We start from the raw sequence: 15,767 nt of genomic DNA on the forward strand, positions 1-15,767 counted from the left end.
AAATACCGACGTGATACCGACGTGTCGGCCCCCAAGTTTTCCCACGTTAACCTACGATTCGCCGTGGTGGGCCCGATCGGCCCACCGACCGTTGCGTTAGGACACGCACGCGGTCCTTGACCTCGTCGCGTACCGGCCCTTCGCGCGGCGCGTCCCGCAGGGTCGTGAACCAATGCTCCGGCGGGCTCTTGCCTCGGCGCGTGTTCTCCCACCGCAAGCCGCGCAGCACCGCCTCCCCCGCCTCCGGCAGACGCTCCGGGATCGCATGTCCGTTCAGCATCGCCCAGACCCCGGTCCAGAGCCGCCCGACCGACCACGGATTGTATCCGCCACCGCCCAGCACCAGCAGCCGGGGCGCCATTCCCATCAACGCGGCCACCACCGCCCAATGCGCATTGTTGCTCATCGACAGATGCGCCAACGGGTCCTCTTCGACCCCGTCCGCCCCGCAGAGCAGCACGACTGCATCCGGCCGGAACGCCGCGACCTGCGGCACGATCAGCGCCTCGCGGATGAACGCCATCTCGCTATCATTCAACCCGCGCGGCACCGGCAGGTTCAGCGCCGATCCGCCCGCATCATCCTCCAGCACCCCCGTGCGCGGCCAGAGCCGCTCCTCATGCACCGAGATCATCAGACAATCCGGATCGCCGTGAAACCCGACCGCCACGCCGTCGCAATGATGCGCGTCGATGTCCACGTAAGCGATCCGCCGCACGCCGTTCCGCCGCAGGCTCAGCATCGCCAGCACCGGGTCATTGAGATAGCAAAACCCGTTCGCCCGATCCGGCATTCCATGGTGCGTTCCCCCCGGCGGGTTGTAGATCACGCCCCCCTCTCGCAGCAGCTCACCCGCCAGCAGCGAGCCCCCCGCGGCCGTTGCCGGGCGGCGGTAGATCTCGGGGTAAACCGGGTTCGTGACCGAGCCCAGATCATGCCGCTTCAAGTCCTCTGCTGTCGCCGCCTGTGCCGCCTCAACCCGTTGTAAAGCGGCGACATAATCAGATGTATGCCAGGCCTCCAACGCCTTCGGTTTCGCCCGTGGCGCGGTGATGAACTGGTCCTTCGGCAACCAGCCAAGCGCCCGCGACAGGTCCATCACCGTGCTCACCCGCGGCACCCGCAGCGGGTGCCAGCGGCCATAGCTCGAATGGCGGAAAATCTCCGCCCCGATGAAACGCGCAGCAGTCATGACCCCAAAACCTAACGCAGCCGGCGCGCCCTACAACCCCTCTGGACCGGCGCCGGGCCTACCCCTAACGTCGGGGGCAATGCTGCGCTACGTGCTCAAACGTCTGGCCTCGCTCGTCCTCAGCCTCGCGGTGGCGTCGCTGATCATCTTCACCGTGATCGAAGTGGCGCCGGGCGACCCCGCCTCCTTCATGCTCGGCATCAATGCGCAACCCGAAACCCTGGCTGCCTTGCGCACCGAGCTTGGCCTCGACGTACCGAAGGTGCAGCGATATCTCGACTGGGTCGGCGGCATGCTGACGGGCGACTTCGGCACCTCCTACACCTACCGCACGCCGGTCTCTGAAATGGTGGCCGACCGCATCGCAGTCTCGCTGCCCCTGGCGCTCTATGCGCTGATCCTATCCATCCTGATCGCCTTTCCCGCTGGCATCTTCGCCGCGTCCCGGCGCGGGCAAGCGGGGGATCTCGGCGTCATGGGCGCCACGCAGCTGGGTGTCGCCCTGCCGAATTTCTGGTTCGCTATGATGCTGGTGCTGGTCTTCGCCATCCAGCTGCGCTGGTTTCCTGCGGGCGGCTTTGCGGGCTGGGACGAGGGGCTGCTCGCGGGCCTCACGTCCCTCACCCTGCCCGCCATCGCGCTCGCCCTGCCGCAGGCGGCGATCCTCACGCGCGTCATGCGCTCGGCCCTGCTTGACGTGCTGGGCGAAGACTTCATGCGCACCGCCCGCGCCAAGGGCCTCACCGCGCGCCAGACCCTCTGGCGGCACGGCCTCCGGAACGCGATGATCCCGGTGCTCACCATCATCGGGCTGCAGTTCTCCTTCCTCTTCGCAGGCACCATCATCATCGAGCAGGTCTTCTACCTGCCCGGCCTCGGACGGCTCATCTTCCAGTCGATCTCCGCCCGCGACCTGATCGTTGTGGAAAGCGTCGTCATGCTCGTCGTCTTCGCGGTGATCCTGATCAACTTCCTCGTCGATCTCGCCTATGCCGCCGTCGATCCGCGCCTCAGGTCACGCACATGAACCGCACCCTGATCATCGGCGCTCTGCTCTCGGCCCTCCTGATTGGCATGGCACTTCTGTCCCTCATCTGGACACCGCACGATCACACCACCCTGGACATCCCGAACAAATTGCAACCGCCAGGCGCGGCGCACCTGCTCGGCACCGATCAACTTGGCCGCGATATCCTCAGTATGGTCATGGTGGGCGCGCGCACGTCGCTGGGCGTGGCCCTGCTCGCGCTGGCCATCGGGCTCAGCCTCGGCGTGCCGCTTGGACTCGCCGCCGCCATGCACAAAGGCAGCTGGCTCGACGAGGCCATCATGCGCGGCAATGACATCGTCTTCGCCTTCCCGCTGCTCGTGATGGCGATCCTGATCACCGCTGTCTTCGGCCCCTCGGCCACCAACGCCATCGTTGCCTTCGGCATCTTCAACATCCCCGTCTTCGCGCGCGTCACCCGTGGCGGCGCCCTGCCGCTCTGGGAACGAGAGTTCATCCTCGCCGCCCGCGTCGCGGGCAAGACCCGCGTGCATATCTCGGTCGAACACATCTTGCCGAACGTGCTGAACCTGCTGATCGTGCAGGGCACCATCCAGTTCGCACTCGGCATCCAGGTCGAAGCCGCGCTCAGCTTCGTAGGCCTCGGGGTGCAGCCCCCGACCCCATCCCTCGGACGGATGCTGGCTGACGCGCAAACGCTGGTCACCCTCGCCCCGCATCTCGCCATCGTGCCGGGTGTGGCCATCATCGGCATCGTCATGGGCCTGAACCTGCTGGGCGACGGGCTACGCGACGCACTAGACCCGCGCCTGCAACGGGTGCGCGCATGAGCCTGCTGCAGATCGATCATATGTCGCTAGAGATCAGCGGCACCCCGATCCTCAAGGACGTGCGCCTGACTGTCGCGCCCGGCGAAATCCTCGCCATCACCGGCGAAAGCGGCTCTGGCAAATCCATGACCGCACTGGCGATCATGCAGCTTCTGCCGCGTGGTGCACAGACCACCGGCAGCATCCATTTGGGCGGCACCGACCTGACCAAACTCTCGGAAACCGACCTCTGCGACCTGCGCGGCAATGACATGGGCATGATCTTTCAGGAGCCGATGACCGCGCTGAACCCGGTGCATACCATCGGGCGACAGGTCGCCGAAACCATCCGCCTGCATGACCCAACCGCTGACGCGGACGCACAGGCCCGTGACATGCTCACCCGTGTCGGTCTGCCGCCCGACCGCTTCCCCCTCAGCCGCTATCCGCATGAGCTCTCCGGTGGCCAGCGTCAGCGTGTGGTGATCGCCATGGCCATTGCTCTGCGGCCCAAACTGCTGATCGCCGACGAACCCACGACCGCGCTCGATGTGACAACCCAGGCGCAGATCCTCACCCTGCTGAAAGGGCTGGTACAGGACTTCGGCATGGGGCTCATCCTGATCACCCATGATCTGGCTGTGGTGGCAGACATCGCCGACCGCATCGCCGTCATGCGCCACGGCGAAGTGGTCGAAACCGGCCCCACGGAACATCTGCTGCGCAGCATGCAGCACCCCTACACACGCATGCTCTTTGACGCATCCGGGCACCGGGTCGATCTGCCCGCGCCGCCACCGCCCGAACCTCTGCTCGAAGTCCAAAATCTGCATCGCAGCTACCGCCTGCCGCGAACGCAGCTGTTCTCAAGCCCTGGCCAATTCGAGGCCGTGAAGGGCGTCAGCTTCACGCTGATGTGCGGCGAACGGCTGGGCCTCGTGGGTGAAAGCGGCTGTGGCAAATCCACCCTCACCCGCGCGATCCTGGGCCTAGAACAGCCTCAGCAAGGGCGGATCCTGCTTGATGGCGCGCCGGTCATTTCTCACGGCAAACCCAACCTCGCGGTGCGCCGGCGCATACAAGTCGTCTTCCAGGACCCCTTCGGCAGCTTCAATCCGCGCCACCGCGTCGCGCGCCTAATCACCGAACCGTTTCACCTCTTGCCCGATCCGCCGAAGGGGTCTGCGCGCCAAGATGCCATCGCCGAGGCGCTCACGGCCGTTGGCCTGCGGCCCGACGACGCCACCCGCTACATCCACGAATTCTCTGGTGGTCAGCGCCAGCGTATCGCCATCGCCCGCGCGCTGATTATCCAGCCAGACCTCATTCTCTTCGACGAGGCCGTCTCGGCCCTCGATGTCTCCGTCCGCGCCCAGATCCTCGACCTCATCGCCGATCTCTGTCGCGCCTATGCGCTCAGCTATCTCTTCATCTCCCACGACCTCAGCGTGGTGCGCTCCGTGACCGACAGGGTCATGGTGATGCAAGCCGGCGAAATCGTTGAAGAAGGGTTAACCGAGGCCGTGTTTACGAACCCTCAACATCCTTACACCACAAAGCTGTTAGAGGCGGCACCCAAGCTGCCCGATCTGAGGATGCAGCACGAAGATGTCGGCCCGATCTGACCTTTGCCTGATTGTGTCTGGTGGCCATGCCCACCGGGACCTCCGGCATGGCTGATCCGACGCTTCTCCCGATCACCCGCAGAGACCACGCCGAGGACACACTCGATCTCGCCACTCGCGCCGCGGACTATGTGACGCTCGAGGTCGGGCACGCGCCTAACATGGACTTTGTCGACAGCTTCTTTACCGCAGCACCTCCAGGGCTCTCGGAAAGTGATCTGCTGCATTTCGCGATCATGGACGGGAACGCGATGCTGGGGATGATGTGTATCGCGCATGGCTATGAATTCCCTGACGACTGGTGGATCGGCCTCGTGCTGCTTGACCCTGCCTTTCGCGGGCGCGGGATCGGGCGGGCTGTGGTAAACCTCATTAAGGAGCGCGCATCAGAGCAGGGAATCGCCTCGCTTAAGCTCTCCGTGCTTGAGGCCAACCCCCGGGCCATGCATTTCTGGATCCGGGAAGGCTTCCTGCCCCACCGTTATGCGCCCGCCACGCCGGACAGCGACGGTCACAACCGGTGGGTGCTGACATACGACCTCTAGCCGGTCACGAACGATAAACGATACCGGCACCAGGTCGACCAGCATGAAAGGGAGGAGATCATGCGACTGACAGGAAAGATGGCTATCGTCACCGGCGGGGCCTCGGGCTTTGGCGCGGGCATCGTGCGGAAATTCACCTCAGAAGGCGCACGGGTGATGATCGCCGACATCAACAAGGCCGCGGCACAGGATCTGACCGACCAGATGGGCGATCACGCCATTGCCTGCATGGTCGATGTATCCGATGGCACCTCGGTCAACGCGATGGCCCGCGAAGCACTTGAAGCCTGGGGCCATGTGGACATTCTGGTCAACAATGCGGGCGTCACGCATCTGCCCACATCGCTGGAAGACGTCAGCGAGGAAGATTTCGATCGGGTCCTTGCGGTGAATGCAAAGTCCGTCTACCTGACCGCGCGCGCCCTCGTCCCCCATATGAAAACCCGCAAGTCGGGTGCGATCCTGAATATCGCCTCCACCGCCGGTGTCTCACCACGGCCGAACCTCAATTGGTACAACGCCTCCAAAGGCTGGATGATCACCGCAACCAAGGCCATGGCGGTTGAGCTCGCACCCGTGGGCGTGCGCGTGAACGCCCTCAATCCCGTTGCTGGCGAGACCCCGCTGCTGAAATCCTTCATGGGCGAAGACACCCCCGAGATGCGCGCGAAATTCCTCGCCACCATCCCGCTGGGTCGGTTTTCCACCCCGCAAGACATGGGCAATGCCGCTTGCTTTCTCTGCTCCGATGAGGCTTCCATGATCACCGGAGTGGCGATGGAAATCGACGGAGGGCGGTGCATATGAAGACAATCAACCTGGCGGAGAAGCTGGCGCAGTTCACCAGCCACTGGGATCCGCATGTGATCGCCGATTACAACGACAACGAGGTGATGGTCGTCCGCTTTCAAGGCGAATTCCCCTTCCACCTGCACGAGGACACCGACGATCTCTTCCTCGTGCTCGATGGCGAGATGATGCTGGACCTCGAAGACACCTCCCACCCCGTGAAGGCAGGCGAGCTTTTCGTGGTGCCAAAGGGCGTGACCCACCGTCCCCGGGCAGATCAGGAATGCAAGGTGCTGCTGATCGAGCCGAAGGGCGAACCCAACACCGGCGATGCCGCCACCGCCGCGCCCAAACGGCGCATCTGATGTCGCTTCACCCTTCTAGAAATACTCAAACAAATGATGGAATGCGCCCGCAGGGCGCGCCGTTGTTTCAAACGATATGACCCCGGGGCCCCGCAATCTGATCACGGATGTCGCCGGGCTGAAAGTCGGCAACGCCGAAGACGCAATGCTGAAGTCCGGATGCACGGTCGTAACAGCCGAGTGTCCTTTCATCGCCTCCGTGCACGTCATGGGCGGCGCGCCGGGCACACGCGAAACCGATCTCCTGGCCCCGCACAGGTCCGTCTCTGACATCGACGCGTTGGTGCTGTCCGGCGGCTCAGCCTACGGGCTCGATGCCGCCTCCGGCGTTGTCGACGGGCTACGAAAAGCCGGACGCGGCTACGCTGTTGGCACCGCCCGCGTCCCCATTGTGCCCGCCGCCATTCTCTTTGACCTGTTGAACGGCGGTGACAAGCACTGGGACCAGAACCCCTACCCCGCTCTTGGCCGCGCGGCCTTCGACGCGGCCGCCGAGGACTTCGCAATTGGCAACACAGGCGCAGGCACCGGCGCCCTTACCGCCATGCTGAAAGGCGGGCTTGGGTCCGCTTCCCTCGTCTTGCCGGATGGCACAACCGTCGGTGCGCTGGCCGCCGCCAACCCTTTGGGCACAGTCACCACGCCGGGCGAGAGACATTTCTACGCCGCCCCTTTCGAGATTGACGGCGAGTTCGGCGGCCTGGGCCCAGACCCCTCCTCCGGCCTCGGGCGCGATCTGACCAGCCGCAAACACGCGGCCTTCTTCGAGCGCGCGAACACCACCATTGCAGTCGTCGCCACCGATGCTCCGCTCACCAAACCGCAATGCCACCGGATGGCTGTGGCGGCCCATGACGGCATCGCGCGCGCCTGCGTGCCCGCCCATTCTCCCGGCGACGGCGATCTCGTCTTCGCGCTGTCCACCGGTGAACAAACCCGCGCCGAAGCCGCAAACGATGTCACACTCGTCGGCCACGCCGCCGCCCTCTGCCTGACCCGCGCCATCGCCCGCGCGGTCTATAAGGCAACGCCCGCCGCCGGTGATCTCTTGCCCTGCTGGAGCGACTTGAATGGCTAAGCTCGACGTGCCGGATGTCTCTCTGCACTACGAAGTCACCGGAAGCGGCCCGCCAATGATCCTGGTCGCAGGCATGATGTCAGACAGCGCAAGCTGGGCACCGCTGGTCCCCCACCTGACCAACCACTTCACCCTGATCTGCCCGGACAACCGCACCACCGGGCGCACGACGCCCTGGGATGCACCCGCCTCGCCGCAGATCTGGGCCGAGGACGCGCTAGCGCTGATGGATCATCTGGGTCACGACCGGGCGCACGTGCTCGGCCACTCGCTCGGCGGCTACATCGCCTGGGCGATGGCCGCGCTCGCGCCCGAGCGTATCGCAAGCTGCACGATGATGGCCTCCGCGCCGTTGAACCCGTCCCGCAACGCGGCGCTCTTCGAAAGCCTTCTCGCCATACGCCGCTCCAACGCGCCGCCCGACACCTGGCTGCGGCTGTTCCTGCCGTGGATCTTCACACCCGCGTTCTACGCGACCCCTGGCGCTATTGACGCCGCCGTCGCGCAATCGCTGGCCTATCCTCACGCACAATCGGCAGAGGCGATGGCACACCAACTAAACGCGGTCACCAACGCCGACCCGACGCTGTTCCAAACCCGCCCACAAGTTCCTCTACTGTCTCTACTCGGTGAAAAAGACCTTCTGATCCCTCTCACCGAGGCGCGGGTCGCGTTGGAAGGCATTCCAACCACGGTGATTGACGGCTGCGGCCACGCTCCGCATTGGGATGCCCCTGCCCAGGTCGCGCACCACCTGCGGCAGTTCATCGGGGAGCTATAGTCAGATCAGCGGTGCAGCGTGACGATCTTGCGGTCCTGCTCGAGGGCCGCCAAGACCATCTGCACAATGCCCTCCGCATCGACACCCGCATCACGGTACATCTCCGCAGGGGCGGCCTGGTCAATGAACCTGTCCGGCAGGCAGAGCGTCCGCACGCGGCAGCCATGATCGAGCAAACCCTCACCCGCCATCGCCTGCAGCACCATCGCGCCAAAGCCGCCCTGCGCCCCCTGCTCCACGGTCACCAGCGCGCTATGGGTCTGCGCCAATTGCGTGATCAGATCCATGTCGAGCGGCTTGGCAAAGCGCGCATCGGCAATCGTCGCGCTGATACCCTCAGCCTCAAGCATCGTTGCCGCCGCTTCGCATTCCGCCAGATGTGTGCCAAGCGACAGCAGCGCAACATCGCCTGTCCCTTCGCGGATCATCCGGCCCTTGCCGATCTCCAGCACCTCACCCTTCTCCGGTAGGGCCACGCCCGTGCCATTGCCACGCGGATAGCGGAAGGCAATGGGTCCGCTGTCATGCGCGGCAGCCGTTGTGACCATATGCACCAGCTCCGCCTCATCCGCCGCCGCCATCACGACCATCCCCGGCAACGCACCGAGATAGCCGATGTCGAACGCCCCGGCGTGGGTGGCGCCGTCCGCGCCCACTAGCCCCGCGCGGTCGATGGCAAAGCGCACGGGCAAGCCTTGCAGCGCCACGTCATGCACCACCTGGTCATAGCCGCGCTGCAGGAAGGTCGAATAGATTGCGCAGAACGGCTTCAACCCGCTCGCCGCCATCCCAGCGGCAAAGGTCACCCCGTGCTGCTCGGCAATGCCCACGTCGAAAACACGGGCCGGGAAGCGCTTGGCCATCCGGTCCACGCCCGTCCCGCTTGGCATCGCCGCCGTGACCGCAACAATGCTCGGGTCACGTGCTGCAGCTTCGGTCAGCGCGTCCCCAAACACACCCGTGTAAGAGGGCGCGTTCGCCTTGGCCTTCGCCTGCACACCCGTGTCCACGTCGAACTTGGCGACGCCGTGGTACTTGTCTGCAGACCCTTCGGCGGGTGCGTAGCCCTTGCCCTTGACCGTGCAGCAGTGGATCAGGACCGGCCCGGTCGCCCGCGTCTTGGCCGCCCGCAATACGCTCAACAACTGACCCATGTCGTGCCCGTCGATGGGGCCGATGTAGTCAAACCCCAGTTCTTCGAAAAACGTCCCCTTACTCTCCAAGCCGGTGACCATCTCGCGCGCCCGCCGCGCGCCTTCGCGCACCGGTTTCGGTGCCAGTTGCTCCATCCCCTCGGCCATGGCCATCAGCCCGCCAAACGGTCCCTTCCGCGTGAGGTCAGACAGCCCCGAGAGGTAAGACGACATCGCGCCCACCGGCGGGGCAATCGACATCTCGTTGTCGTTCAGGATCACGAAGAGCCGCCGCCCTTCACTGCCCGCATTGTTCATCGCCTCATAAGCCATGCCCGCGCTGATCGAGCCATCGCCGATCACCGCAATCGCATCGCCCGTGGGCTGGCCCATGTCGCGGCCCACAGTGAATCCCAGGGCGGCGGAAATCGACGTGCTGGAATGCGCCGCGCCAAAGGGGTCATATTCGCTCTCGCTGCGCTTGGTGAAACCGGAAAGCCCCCCACCCTGCCGCAACGTATGCATCCGATCGCGTCGTCCGGTCAGGATCTTATGCGGGTAGCACTGATGCCCCACGTCCCAGATCAGCTTGTCGCGCGGCGTGTCGAAGACGGCATGGATCGCGACGGTCAGCTCCACCACGCCGAGCGACGACCCAAGATGCCCGCCGGTTTGGCTGACGGCATCGATGACCTCGGCGCGCAACTCATGCGCCAGCGCGCCAAGCGCCCGGTCGGACATCTGCCGAAGGTCCGCAGGGCCTGCCACCTGGTCGAGGGTCGGGGTGTCGGGTTTGGTCATGGCGCACATCTCCGTCTGTCGCGGGGCGGCCAGCTCTTGCCAAAGCCGAGGCGCCGCCCCTTGGAATGAAAAGGCGTCGCAGCTGGGGTAAACCAGTTGCGACGCCAGGTTCCTGTAGCCAACAGGAAGGGAACCGGGGTGTTGAGACCCCGTGCCCGGACCCAGGAAGCCAAGGGTCCGTGCCAGGCCAAGCGGGGCGGCCGAAGCCGCCCACGCTTATTCGTAAACCGGCGCCTCGCTGGTCGCGAGCTCGGGCCAGTCTGCAATCACGTTCATCCCCTGCAGCGGACGCTGATAGCCCTTGTGGCAGGTCTTGCAGGCCGCTTTCGGCGCATCGGCATAGATCGGGCCAAGGCGCTCGGGCGGATACTCCGCCTCCAACGGGATCAGGTACTCCTGGTTCATCTCGATCACCATCTGCCGACCGAGCAGCGCGGTCGCCCATTGCGGGGTGTGCTGCTCTGGGTCGTAGAAGGCGCGCGAGTTGTGACAGAAGACACAGTTCACGCCGAGGCTGTTCGAGAAGTAGTTCATCAACGCGTAGGTCTGCTCGGTCTTCTGGATCGAGGCGACGTCGATGTCATTCGGCACGCCTTCCACCCGGCTTTCCAGATCATGCACGTTCACCGCCTCATAGTCGGTGAGATACACTTCCAGCGCATTGGAGGGCAGCGAGGTCGACTGGCTGATCGAGGTTGCGCGGTTCTGCACGCTCGCCCACCCGCCTGCGGCCTCGTTGACCGGGCTGATGTTGAACCAGATCTCAGAGGGCACGTTCTGACCCCGGTGGCAGGTGTAGCAGTTCACACCAACCTCGCCGACCGCATTCACATGCCCGCCCCAGTTCTCGTTGATGTTCTGGGTCATCTGGATCATCCGGCGCGAGACAACCTTGGTGTAGAGATCGTCGTTGCCGTATTCCTCCAGGTCGACATCACCGTGACAGTAGGCACAGCCTTCCTCGGGGCTGACCCATTGGGTCATGGCGTTCATCACGCGGTTGAAGTTGTCCTCGGTGAGGTCCCCGAGCACCTGAACATTCTCGTAGATGTCGCGGGCCAGATCCTCACCACCTTCGGGGACGTAAGGCTCCTCGGTATAATAGGCCTCGATCGTCGGATCGGGGGCGGTGCGCATCACGTCGAACTCGGGCACGGACATCCCCGTCCCGCGCGGCCCCGTCTGAAGCGAGGCCGTCTGCGCCGGGTTGCCATAGCTGACGATCATGATCGCCGCAAAGACAGCCCCGCCGATGGCACCGATCAGGATCGCGGGGCCGAACACATTGGTCGGGTTGTCCGCGTTCCATTTGTCAAACCACTTGGGCAGCATGATCAGTCCTCCTGTCCGATAAAGGCTTCGTAGGAGCCGTAGTCGGCATATCCATAGGAGCCGTCATACATCGGCGCGAAATTGTGCTCCTGCGCCCAGATGAACCAGTTGTCGACCACCGTGCCGGTGAGCAGGATGCCGATACCACCGGTGATCGGGGTCAGCACCGCAAACCACCAGGCCCAGCGGTGAATACCTTCCATCGTGGCGTTGAAGCCCATGGTCCAGCGCCAGAAGAGAGCGGCGCGTTCCGTGGCGGTCCCGCGATCATAGATCTGCTCCAGCTCCCGGTCGCCGCCATAGCGGGTCACGGCAAGGATCGTGCCGCCGTGCATGCAGAAGAGCAGCACCGAGCCATAGAGGAACACGATGCTCAGGCAATGGAACGGGTTGTAGTAGAGGTTGCCGTAGCGGATTGAGAAGGCCGTGGTCCAGTCAAGGTGCGGGAAGATGCCGTAGGGCACCGCCTCCGACCACGAGCCCATCAGGACCGGACGGAACAGACCTAGGACCAGGAACAACCAGACGGCGCTGGCAAACCCCCAGAAGATGTGCTTGCCCATCTTGTGCTGCTGCGCCAGCAGGTACGCGCGGAGCAGCCAGCAGAGCACCGAGACCAGCAGGAAGAAACTGGCGATGATGTACCAGCCCCCTTCGTCCAGCGGCGGCATCGACAGCCCGTACTCCGGCGAGGGTGGCTCGAGCGCGAGCCAGAAAAGCTGACGGATGAACTGCGGGATGGAGTATCCGACCTGCGCGAGCATGTTGAAGCCCACGATCACGAACCAGGCGATGCCCGTCGCGAACGCCACCAGCGTTGTCCAGCCCACGTAGTAGGGCCCGATCTGCGCATTGCCGAACAGGCCAACGAATGTGTTGAACCGGGGCTTGCCCACGCGTTCTTCCATCATGTTGTTGCCCTGGTCGTCCATACCCCATTCGGGATTGCCCTGGACCTGCACCTGCGTGAAGATGTTCTGGTATTCAGGAAGCCACATGATCACATCCCTCCCACGGCGATGGGTTCACCCCAGATCGGCAGGTCGAGCCACCAGTTCCACCACTCGGGCCAACCGGCCGTCCAGACCGGACCGGAGATGATGATACAGATCGCCGACCAGAGCCCTGCGTTGATGGCGAGCAGATAGCCCACCCGGTGAATGCCCAGGGTGCCGACGGAATAGCCGATGAAGTCGCGGAAGAACGTGTCTTCATGATCCGGCGTCTTGGCCTCTTCGCCCTTCTCGGGGTTACAGGCCGAGAGGATCAAACCGCCGTGCAGCGCCAGCGCCAGCGTGGTGGTGAAGAAGAGCGTCACCGCCAGCATATGCGCCGGGTTATAGTGGAAGTGCAGATAGGCGTAGCCGGTGTTGCTGACCCAGTCGAGGTGGCTGAAGATCCCGTATGGGAACCCATGCCCCCAGGCGCCCATCAAGAGCGGGCGGAAGATGACCAGCGTCATATAGGCGATGATCGCTGCGGCGAAGCCAAAGGGCACGTGATAGCCCATGCCCAGTTTGCGGCAAATCTCCACCTCGCGCAGCGCCCAACTGATGAACGCGCCCGTGGCACAGATCGTGATGATCTGCCAGAGCCCGCCCTCAAGCAGCGGCGCGAGCCCAAGCCCATAGCTCAGGTCAGGCGGGGCGATGTTGATCAGCCAGGGGTTGAACGTCCCCTGCTGGCTGGCGCCCCAGAAAATCAGGATGGTTCCAAGCAGGGCGAAGAAGGCCGTCGTCACCCCGAAGAAGCCCACATAGAAAGGCCCCACCCAGAAGTCGAACAGATCGCCCCCGATCAGCGTCCCTCCGCGGACGCGATATTTTCTTTCGAAGCTGAGCAATGCCATCTTCTATTCTCCGCGTGTGTGCGGCGCGCCAGTGAAAGGCGGAGGCCGTCGTTTATTGCGTTGGGTCCGCCGCGGGCGGATGGCGCACACTTCGCCGCCCGCAGCAATCTTGGTGTCACTCTGGCACCGGTACGGGTGGCCCTTGCCCGGCCAAATCCCTTACTGGGCGGATTGCGCCGCCAGTTCGAACCAGTTGAAGTGCTCTGTGCTCAGCAGGACGAGGTGAATCATCGCTGCCAGCAGGAAGAGGAACACGCCTTGTGCAACAAACACTCGGCGAGGATCGAAAATGAGCCAGATCTTATAGAACTTTGCCATATCCATTTCCTCTTAGAACCACGGACGCCAGATGAACGTCGCCAAATGAGCGACAACGGCCACTGCTGAAAACAGCCAGAGCCCACTCATGTAGACGGCGTGCAGTTCTTGCGCCTGCTCGTCGGTTAAACCTGTGAAAGACAGGTGGTTATCAGCCATAAATATTCCTCCGGAACGTTATGCTGACGCCGCGCACCCCGCGGCGGGGTCCTTTGGGGGTCTCCCCCCTCGGGGCTCTGTCCACCTCGCAAAAGGCGTACAGCTCTTGACCTCGGCAGGCGCACACAAGCCGAGAATTCGGATCGCGACCGGGGCCCTGGCCTCTATGTCGCGACATGGGGGTCATGCCGAAAAGATCATCGGCGTGATGATGCGAGCCTGCGTCCAGGCGCGGGCCATCGGGCCCTTTTCGGTGAAGCTCCGTGTCCGGATCGCCGAGAGCGCCCAGGTCAGGGTCGCCAGCGGCAGCGTCGCCAAGAAGATGATCGCGAAATAGACCATGAACTCCGTCTTCACGGCCTTGCGACTCGGCGTGTGATGCGGGGCTTCGGTGGTTGTTTCAATCATGTCAGACGTCATATCGCTCATGGTCGATCCTCCAGATCAGTGCCGGCATTTGCCGGGTCCAGCGCGCGCACGGTGTCGAGCACCACGCGTTCCGCACCTGCGGCCAGGGCCGCTTTCTCTGCCGCGTCGCGCAATGTCTTCGCAGCTGAAATACGTGTGAGTATCGGATGGGTCTCGACGATCTTGTCGAGCATCGCCTGCGCATCCGCATCCCACGGGAAATCACGCCGCAGCGGCGTCAGCGTGGCGTCGGTCGCATCCATCTCCGTGCCAAGCGGCAGGATGTGGAAGAGCGCGTCGAAGAGCCCGTTGCAGATTTCCTGAATGAGGTAGGTCGCCCCCGCATACCCCATGAAGGGCGTGCCCGTGTGCCGCCGGATCGCAGCTCCCGGAAAGCTCGCCGGAATGAACGCGGGGCTTGGTCCGTGCCCGCCTTTCAGCTCGGCGAGGTACATCTTTTCGTTGATCGAGCCCATCACGATCAAAGGCCGGTTTTGGCCCATCAGGGCGCGAACTTCCTCGTTGTTCGTCTTCTGCCCCGCCGTGCGCGAGACGGCAAAGGCACAGGGCAGCCCCATGTCGTCCTCGAGAAACAACCGGATGCCACGGGCGTAGGTCTCATTCGCCACAATGGCGAAACTCGCCGTGGCAAAGAAATCCTGGGTGACCGAGCGCCAGAGATCCCAGACCGGCTTGATGGTCGAATGCTTCTCTCGCGCGATAAAAGGTTCGGGGTCGAGGCCGACCAAGTTCCCCAGTGCGCGCAGGAACTTGGTCGTGCTCTCGACCCCTATCGGAGCCTGGAGATACGGCTTGGCAAGAAGCTCGCATAATCCACGCCCGAACTCGCGGTACATGCAGATGTTCACATCCGCATTCACCAAATCTCTCATTTCAGCCACATGGGCGCCCAAGGGCATCACCATGTTGACCTCGCAGCCGATCCCCTCGACCAGCCGCCGGATCTCCGCCAGATCCGAGGGCATGTTGAAGGTGCCGTACATCGGCCCCAGAATGTTCACCCGGGGCTTGGCCCCTTCGGTGCGTTTCTTCTCCGGCGGCATCCGGCCCTTTGTCATGCCGAACTCAGTGAAGATCCAGGTCATCGCCCGGTCCGCCGCCTCCCACTGATCCTCATCAATGGTGCGCGGCAAGAACCGCTGAATATTGGTCCCCTGCGGCGTGACCCCGCCCCCGATCATCTCGGCAATGGAGCCCGTCACGACCACCGCCGGCAGTGCCGGGTCGAGCGTATCCCAGGCCCGCTTCATGGACTCTTCCGTGCCCGCCCCCATCTCGCCTTCACCCAGACCCGTCACCACAATCGGCAACTCATGCGGCGGCAGCGCGTCGGTGTAATGCAGCACAGAGGTCACCGGCAGGTTCTCACAGCCCACCGGCCCGTCGATCACCACCTGCAGGCCTTTCACGGCACAGAAGGCATAAACGGCCCCCCAATAGCCGCCCGCGCGATCATGATCCGTCACCAGCATCAGCAGAGTCCCCCCTGCTTCACCCTTCGGCAAATACTCCGGGGGAGCGCGCAGCGCGGGGGCAGAGCCCCCCAACGATCA

General features: G+C 63.9%; 17 protein-coding genes. 8 read left to right on the forward strand and 9 right to left on the reverse strand.

Annotation, left to right across the window (positions count from 1 at the left end):
- Positions 1 to 46: 46 nt before the first annotated feature.
- The gene (locus tag ACVC7O_RS21535) at positions 47 to 1,192 is read right to left on the reverse strand and encodes an acetoin utilization protein AcuC (RefSeq protein ID WP_458326172.1); all 1,146 of its coding nucleotides are present in this window, start codon (positions 1,190 to 1,192) and stop codon (positions 47 to 49) included.
- 79 nt (positions 1,193 to 1,271) lie between these two features.
- Between ACVC7O_RS21535 and ACVC7O_RS21540 the strand changes: the two genes are divergently transcribed.
- From ACVC7O_RS21540 to ACVC7O_RS21575, 8 genes are all read left to right on the forward strand, one after another.
- A complete protein-coding gene (locus ACVC7O_RS21540) occupies positions 1,272 to 2,219 on the forward strand; it encodes an ABC transporter permease (RefSeq protein ID WP_458326263.1) in 948 nt (315 codons plus the stop codon).
- Positions 2,216 to 3,031 (forward strand): ABC transporter permease, encoded by an 816-nt coding sequence (locus ACVC7O_RS21545; RefSeq protein ID WP_458326173.1) that lies wholly within the window; start codon positions 2,216 to 2,218, stop codon positions 3,029 to 3,031. The genes ACVC7O_RS21540 and ACVC7O_RS21545 overlap by 4 nt, the downstream gene beginning before the upstream one ends.
- Positions 3,028 to 4,635, forward strand: coding sequence for an ABC transporter ATP-binding protein (locus ACVC7O_RS21550; protein ID WP_458326174.1), 1,608 nt, complete (start codon positions 3,028 to 3,030; stop codon positions 4,633 to 4,635). The genes ACVC7O_RS21545 and ACVC7O_RS21550 overlap by 4 nt, the downstream gene beginning before the upstream one ends.
- A gap of 47 nt (positions 4,636 to 4,682) precedes the next feature.
- Positions 4,683 to 5,180 (forward strand): GNAT family N-acetyltransferase, encoded by a 498-nt coding sequence (locus ACVC7O_RS21555; RefSeq protein ID WP_458326175.1) that lies wholly within the window; start codon positions 4,683 to 4,685, stop codon positions 5,178 to 5,180.
- A 60-nt stretch (positions 5,181 to 5,240) separates the two neighbouring features.
- Entirely contained in the window at positions 5,241 to 5,987 is a 747-nt protein-coding gene (locus tag ACVC7O_RS21560) for an SDR family oxidoreductase (RefSeq protein ID WP_458326176.1), read from the forward strand.
- Complete coding sequence (locus ACVC7O_RS21565; RefSeq protein WP_458326177.1) at positions 5,984 to 6,334, forward strand: cupin domain-containing protein; 351 nt, start codon at positions 5,984 to 5,986, stop codon at positions 6,332 to 6,334. The genes ACVC7O_RS21560 and ACVC7O_RS21565 overlap by 4 nt, the downstream gene beginning before the upstream one ends.
- Before the next feature lie 76 nt (positions 6,335 to 6,410).
- Entirely contained in the window at positions 6,411 to 7,412 is a 1,002-nt protein-coding gene (locus ACVC7O_RS21570; protein WP_458326178.1) for a P1 family peptidase, read from the forward strand.
- Positions 7,405 to 8,193, forward strand: a complete 789-nt coding sequence (locus ACVC7O_RS21575) for an alpha/beta fold hydrolase (protein WP_458326179.1) — start codon at positions 7,405 to 7,407, stop codon at positions 8,191 to 8,193. Before ACVC7O_RS21570 ends, ACVC7O_RS21575 begins: the two co-directional genes overlap by 8 nt.
- Before the next feature lie 5 nt (positions 8,194 to 8,198).
- Here ACVC7O_RS21575 and dxs read toward each other — a convergent pair whose 3' ends face one another.
- From dxs to bchZ, 8 genes are all read right to left on the reverse strand, one after another.
- Positions 8,199 to 10,127 (reverse strand): 1-deoxy-D-xylulose-5-phosphate synthase, encoded by a 1,929-nt coding sequence (gene dxs / locus ACVC7O_RS21580; protein WP_458326180.1) that lies wholly within the window; start codon positions 10,125 to 10,127, stop codon positions 8,199 to 8,201.
- Positions 10,128 to 10,343: 216 nt separating this feature from the next.
- Positions 10,344 to 11,459 (reverse strand): photosynthetic reaction center cytochrome PufC, encoded by a 1,116-nt coding sequence (gene pufC, locus ACVC7O_RS21585; protein WP_458326181.1) that lies wholly within the window; start codon positions 11,457 to 11,459, stop codon positions 10,344 to 10,346.
- 2 nt (positions 11,460 to 11,461) lie between these two features.
- A complete protein-coding gene (pufM, locus tag ACVC7O_RS21590) occupies positions 11,462 to 12,457 on the reverse strand; it encodes a photosynthetic reaction center subunit M (protein ID WP_458326182.1) in 996 nt (331 codons plus the stop codon).
- Between the two features lie 2 nt (positions 12,458 to 12,459).
- Positions 12,460 to 13,308, reverse strand: a complete 849-nt coding sequence (gene pufL / locus ACVC7O_RS21595; protein WP_458326183.1) for a photosynthetic reaction center subunit L — start codon at positions 13,306 to 13,308, stop codon at positions 12,460 to 12,462.
- A gap of 159 nt (positions 13,309 to 13,467) precedes the next feature.
- On the reverse strand, positions 13,468 to 13,626 hold the full coding sequence (gene pufA, locus ACVC7O_RS21600) for a light-harvesting antenna LH1, alpha subunit (protein ID WP_187429532.1): 159 nt from the start codon (positions 13,624 to 13,626) through the stop codon (positions 13,468 to 13,470).
- Between the two features lie 12 nt (positions 13,627 to 13,638).
- Entirely contained in the window at positions 13,639 to 13,785 is a 147-nt protein-coding gene (pufB, locus tag ACVC7O_RS21605) for a light-harvesting antenna LH1, beta subunit (protein WP_159975335.1), read from the reverse strand.
- A gap of 183 nt (positions 13,786 to 13,968) precedes the next feature.
- On the reverse strand, positions 13,969 to 14,214 hold the full coding sequence (gene pufQ, locus ACVC7O_RS21610) for a cytochrome PufQ (RefSeq protein ID WP_458326184.1): 246 nt from the start codon (positions 14,212 to 14,214) through the stop codon (positions 13,969 to 13,971).
- Positions 14,211 to 15,686, reverse strand: a complete 1,476-nt coding sequence (bchZ, locus tag ACVC7O_RS21615; RefSeq protein WP_458326185.1) for a chlorophyllide a reductase subunit Z — start codon at positions 15,684 to 15,686, stop codon at positions 14,211 to 14,213. Before bchZ ends, pufQ begins: the two co-directional genes overlap by 4 nt.
- Between the last annotated feature and the right edge of the window lie 81 nt (positions 15,687 to 15,767).

The organism is Roseobacter cerffii, from assembly GCF_054226325.1.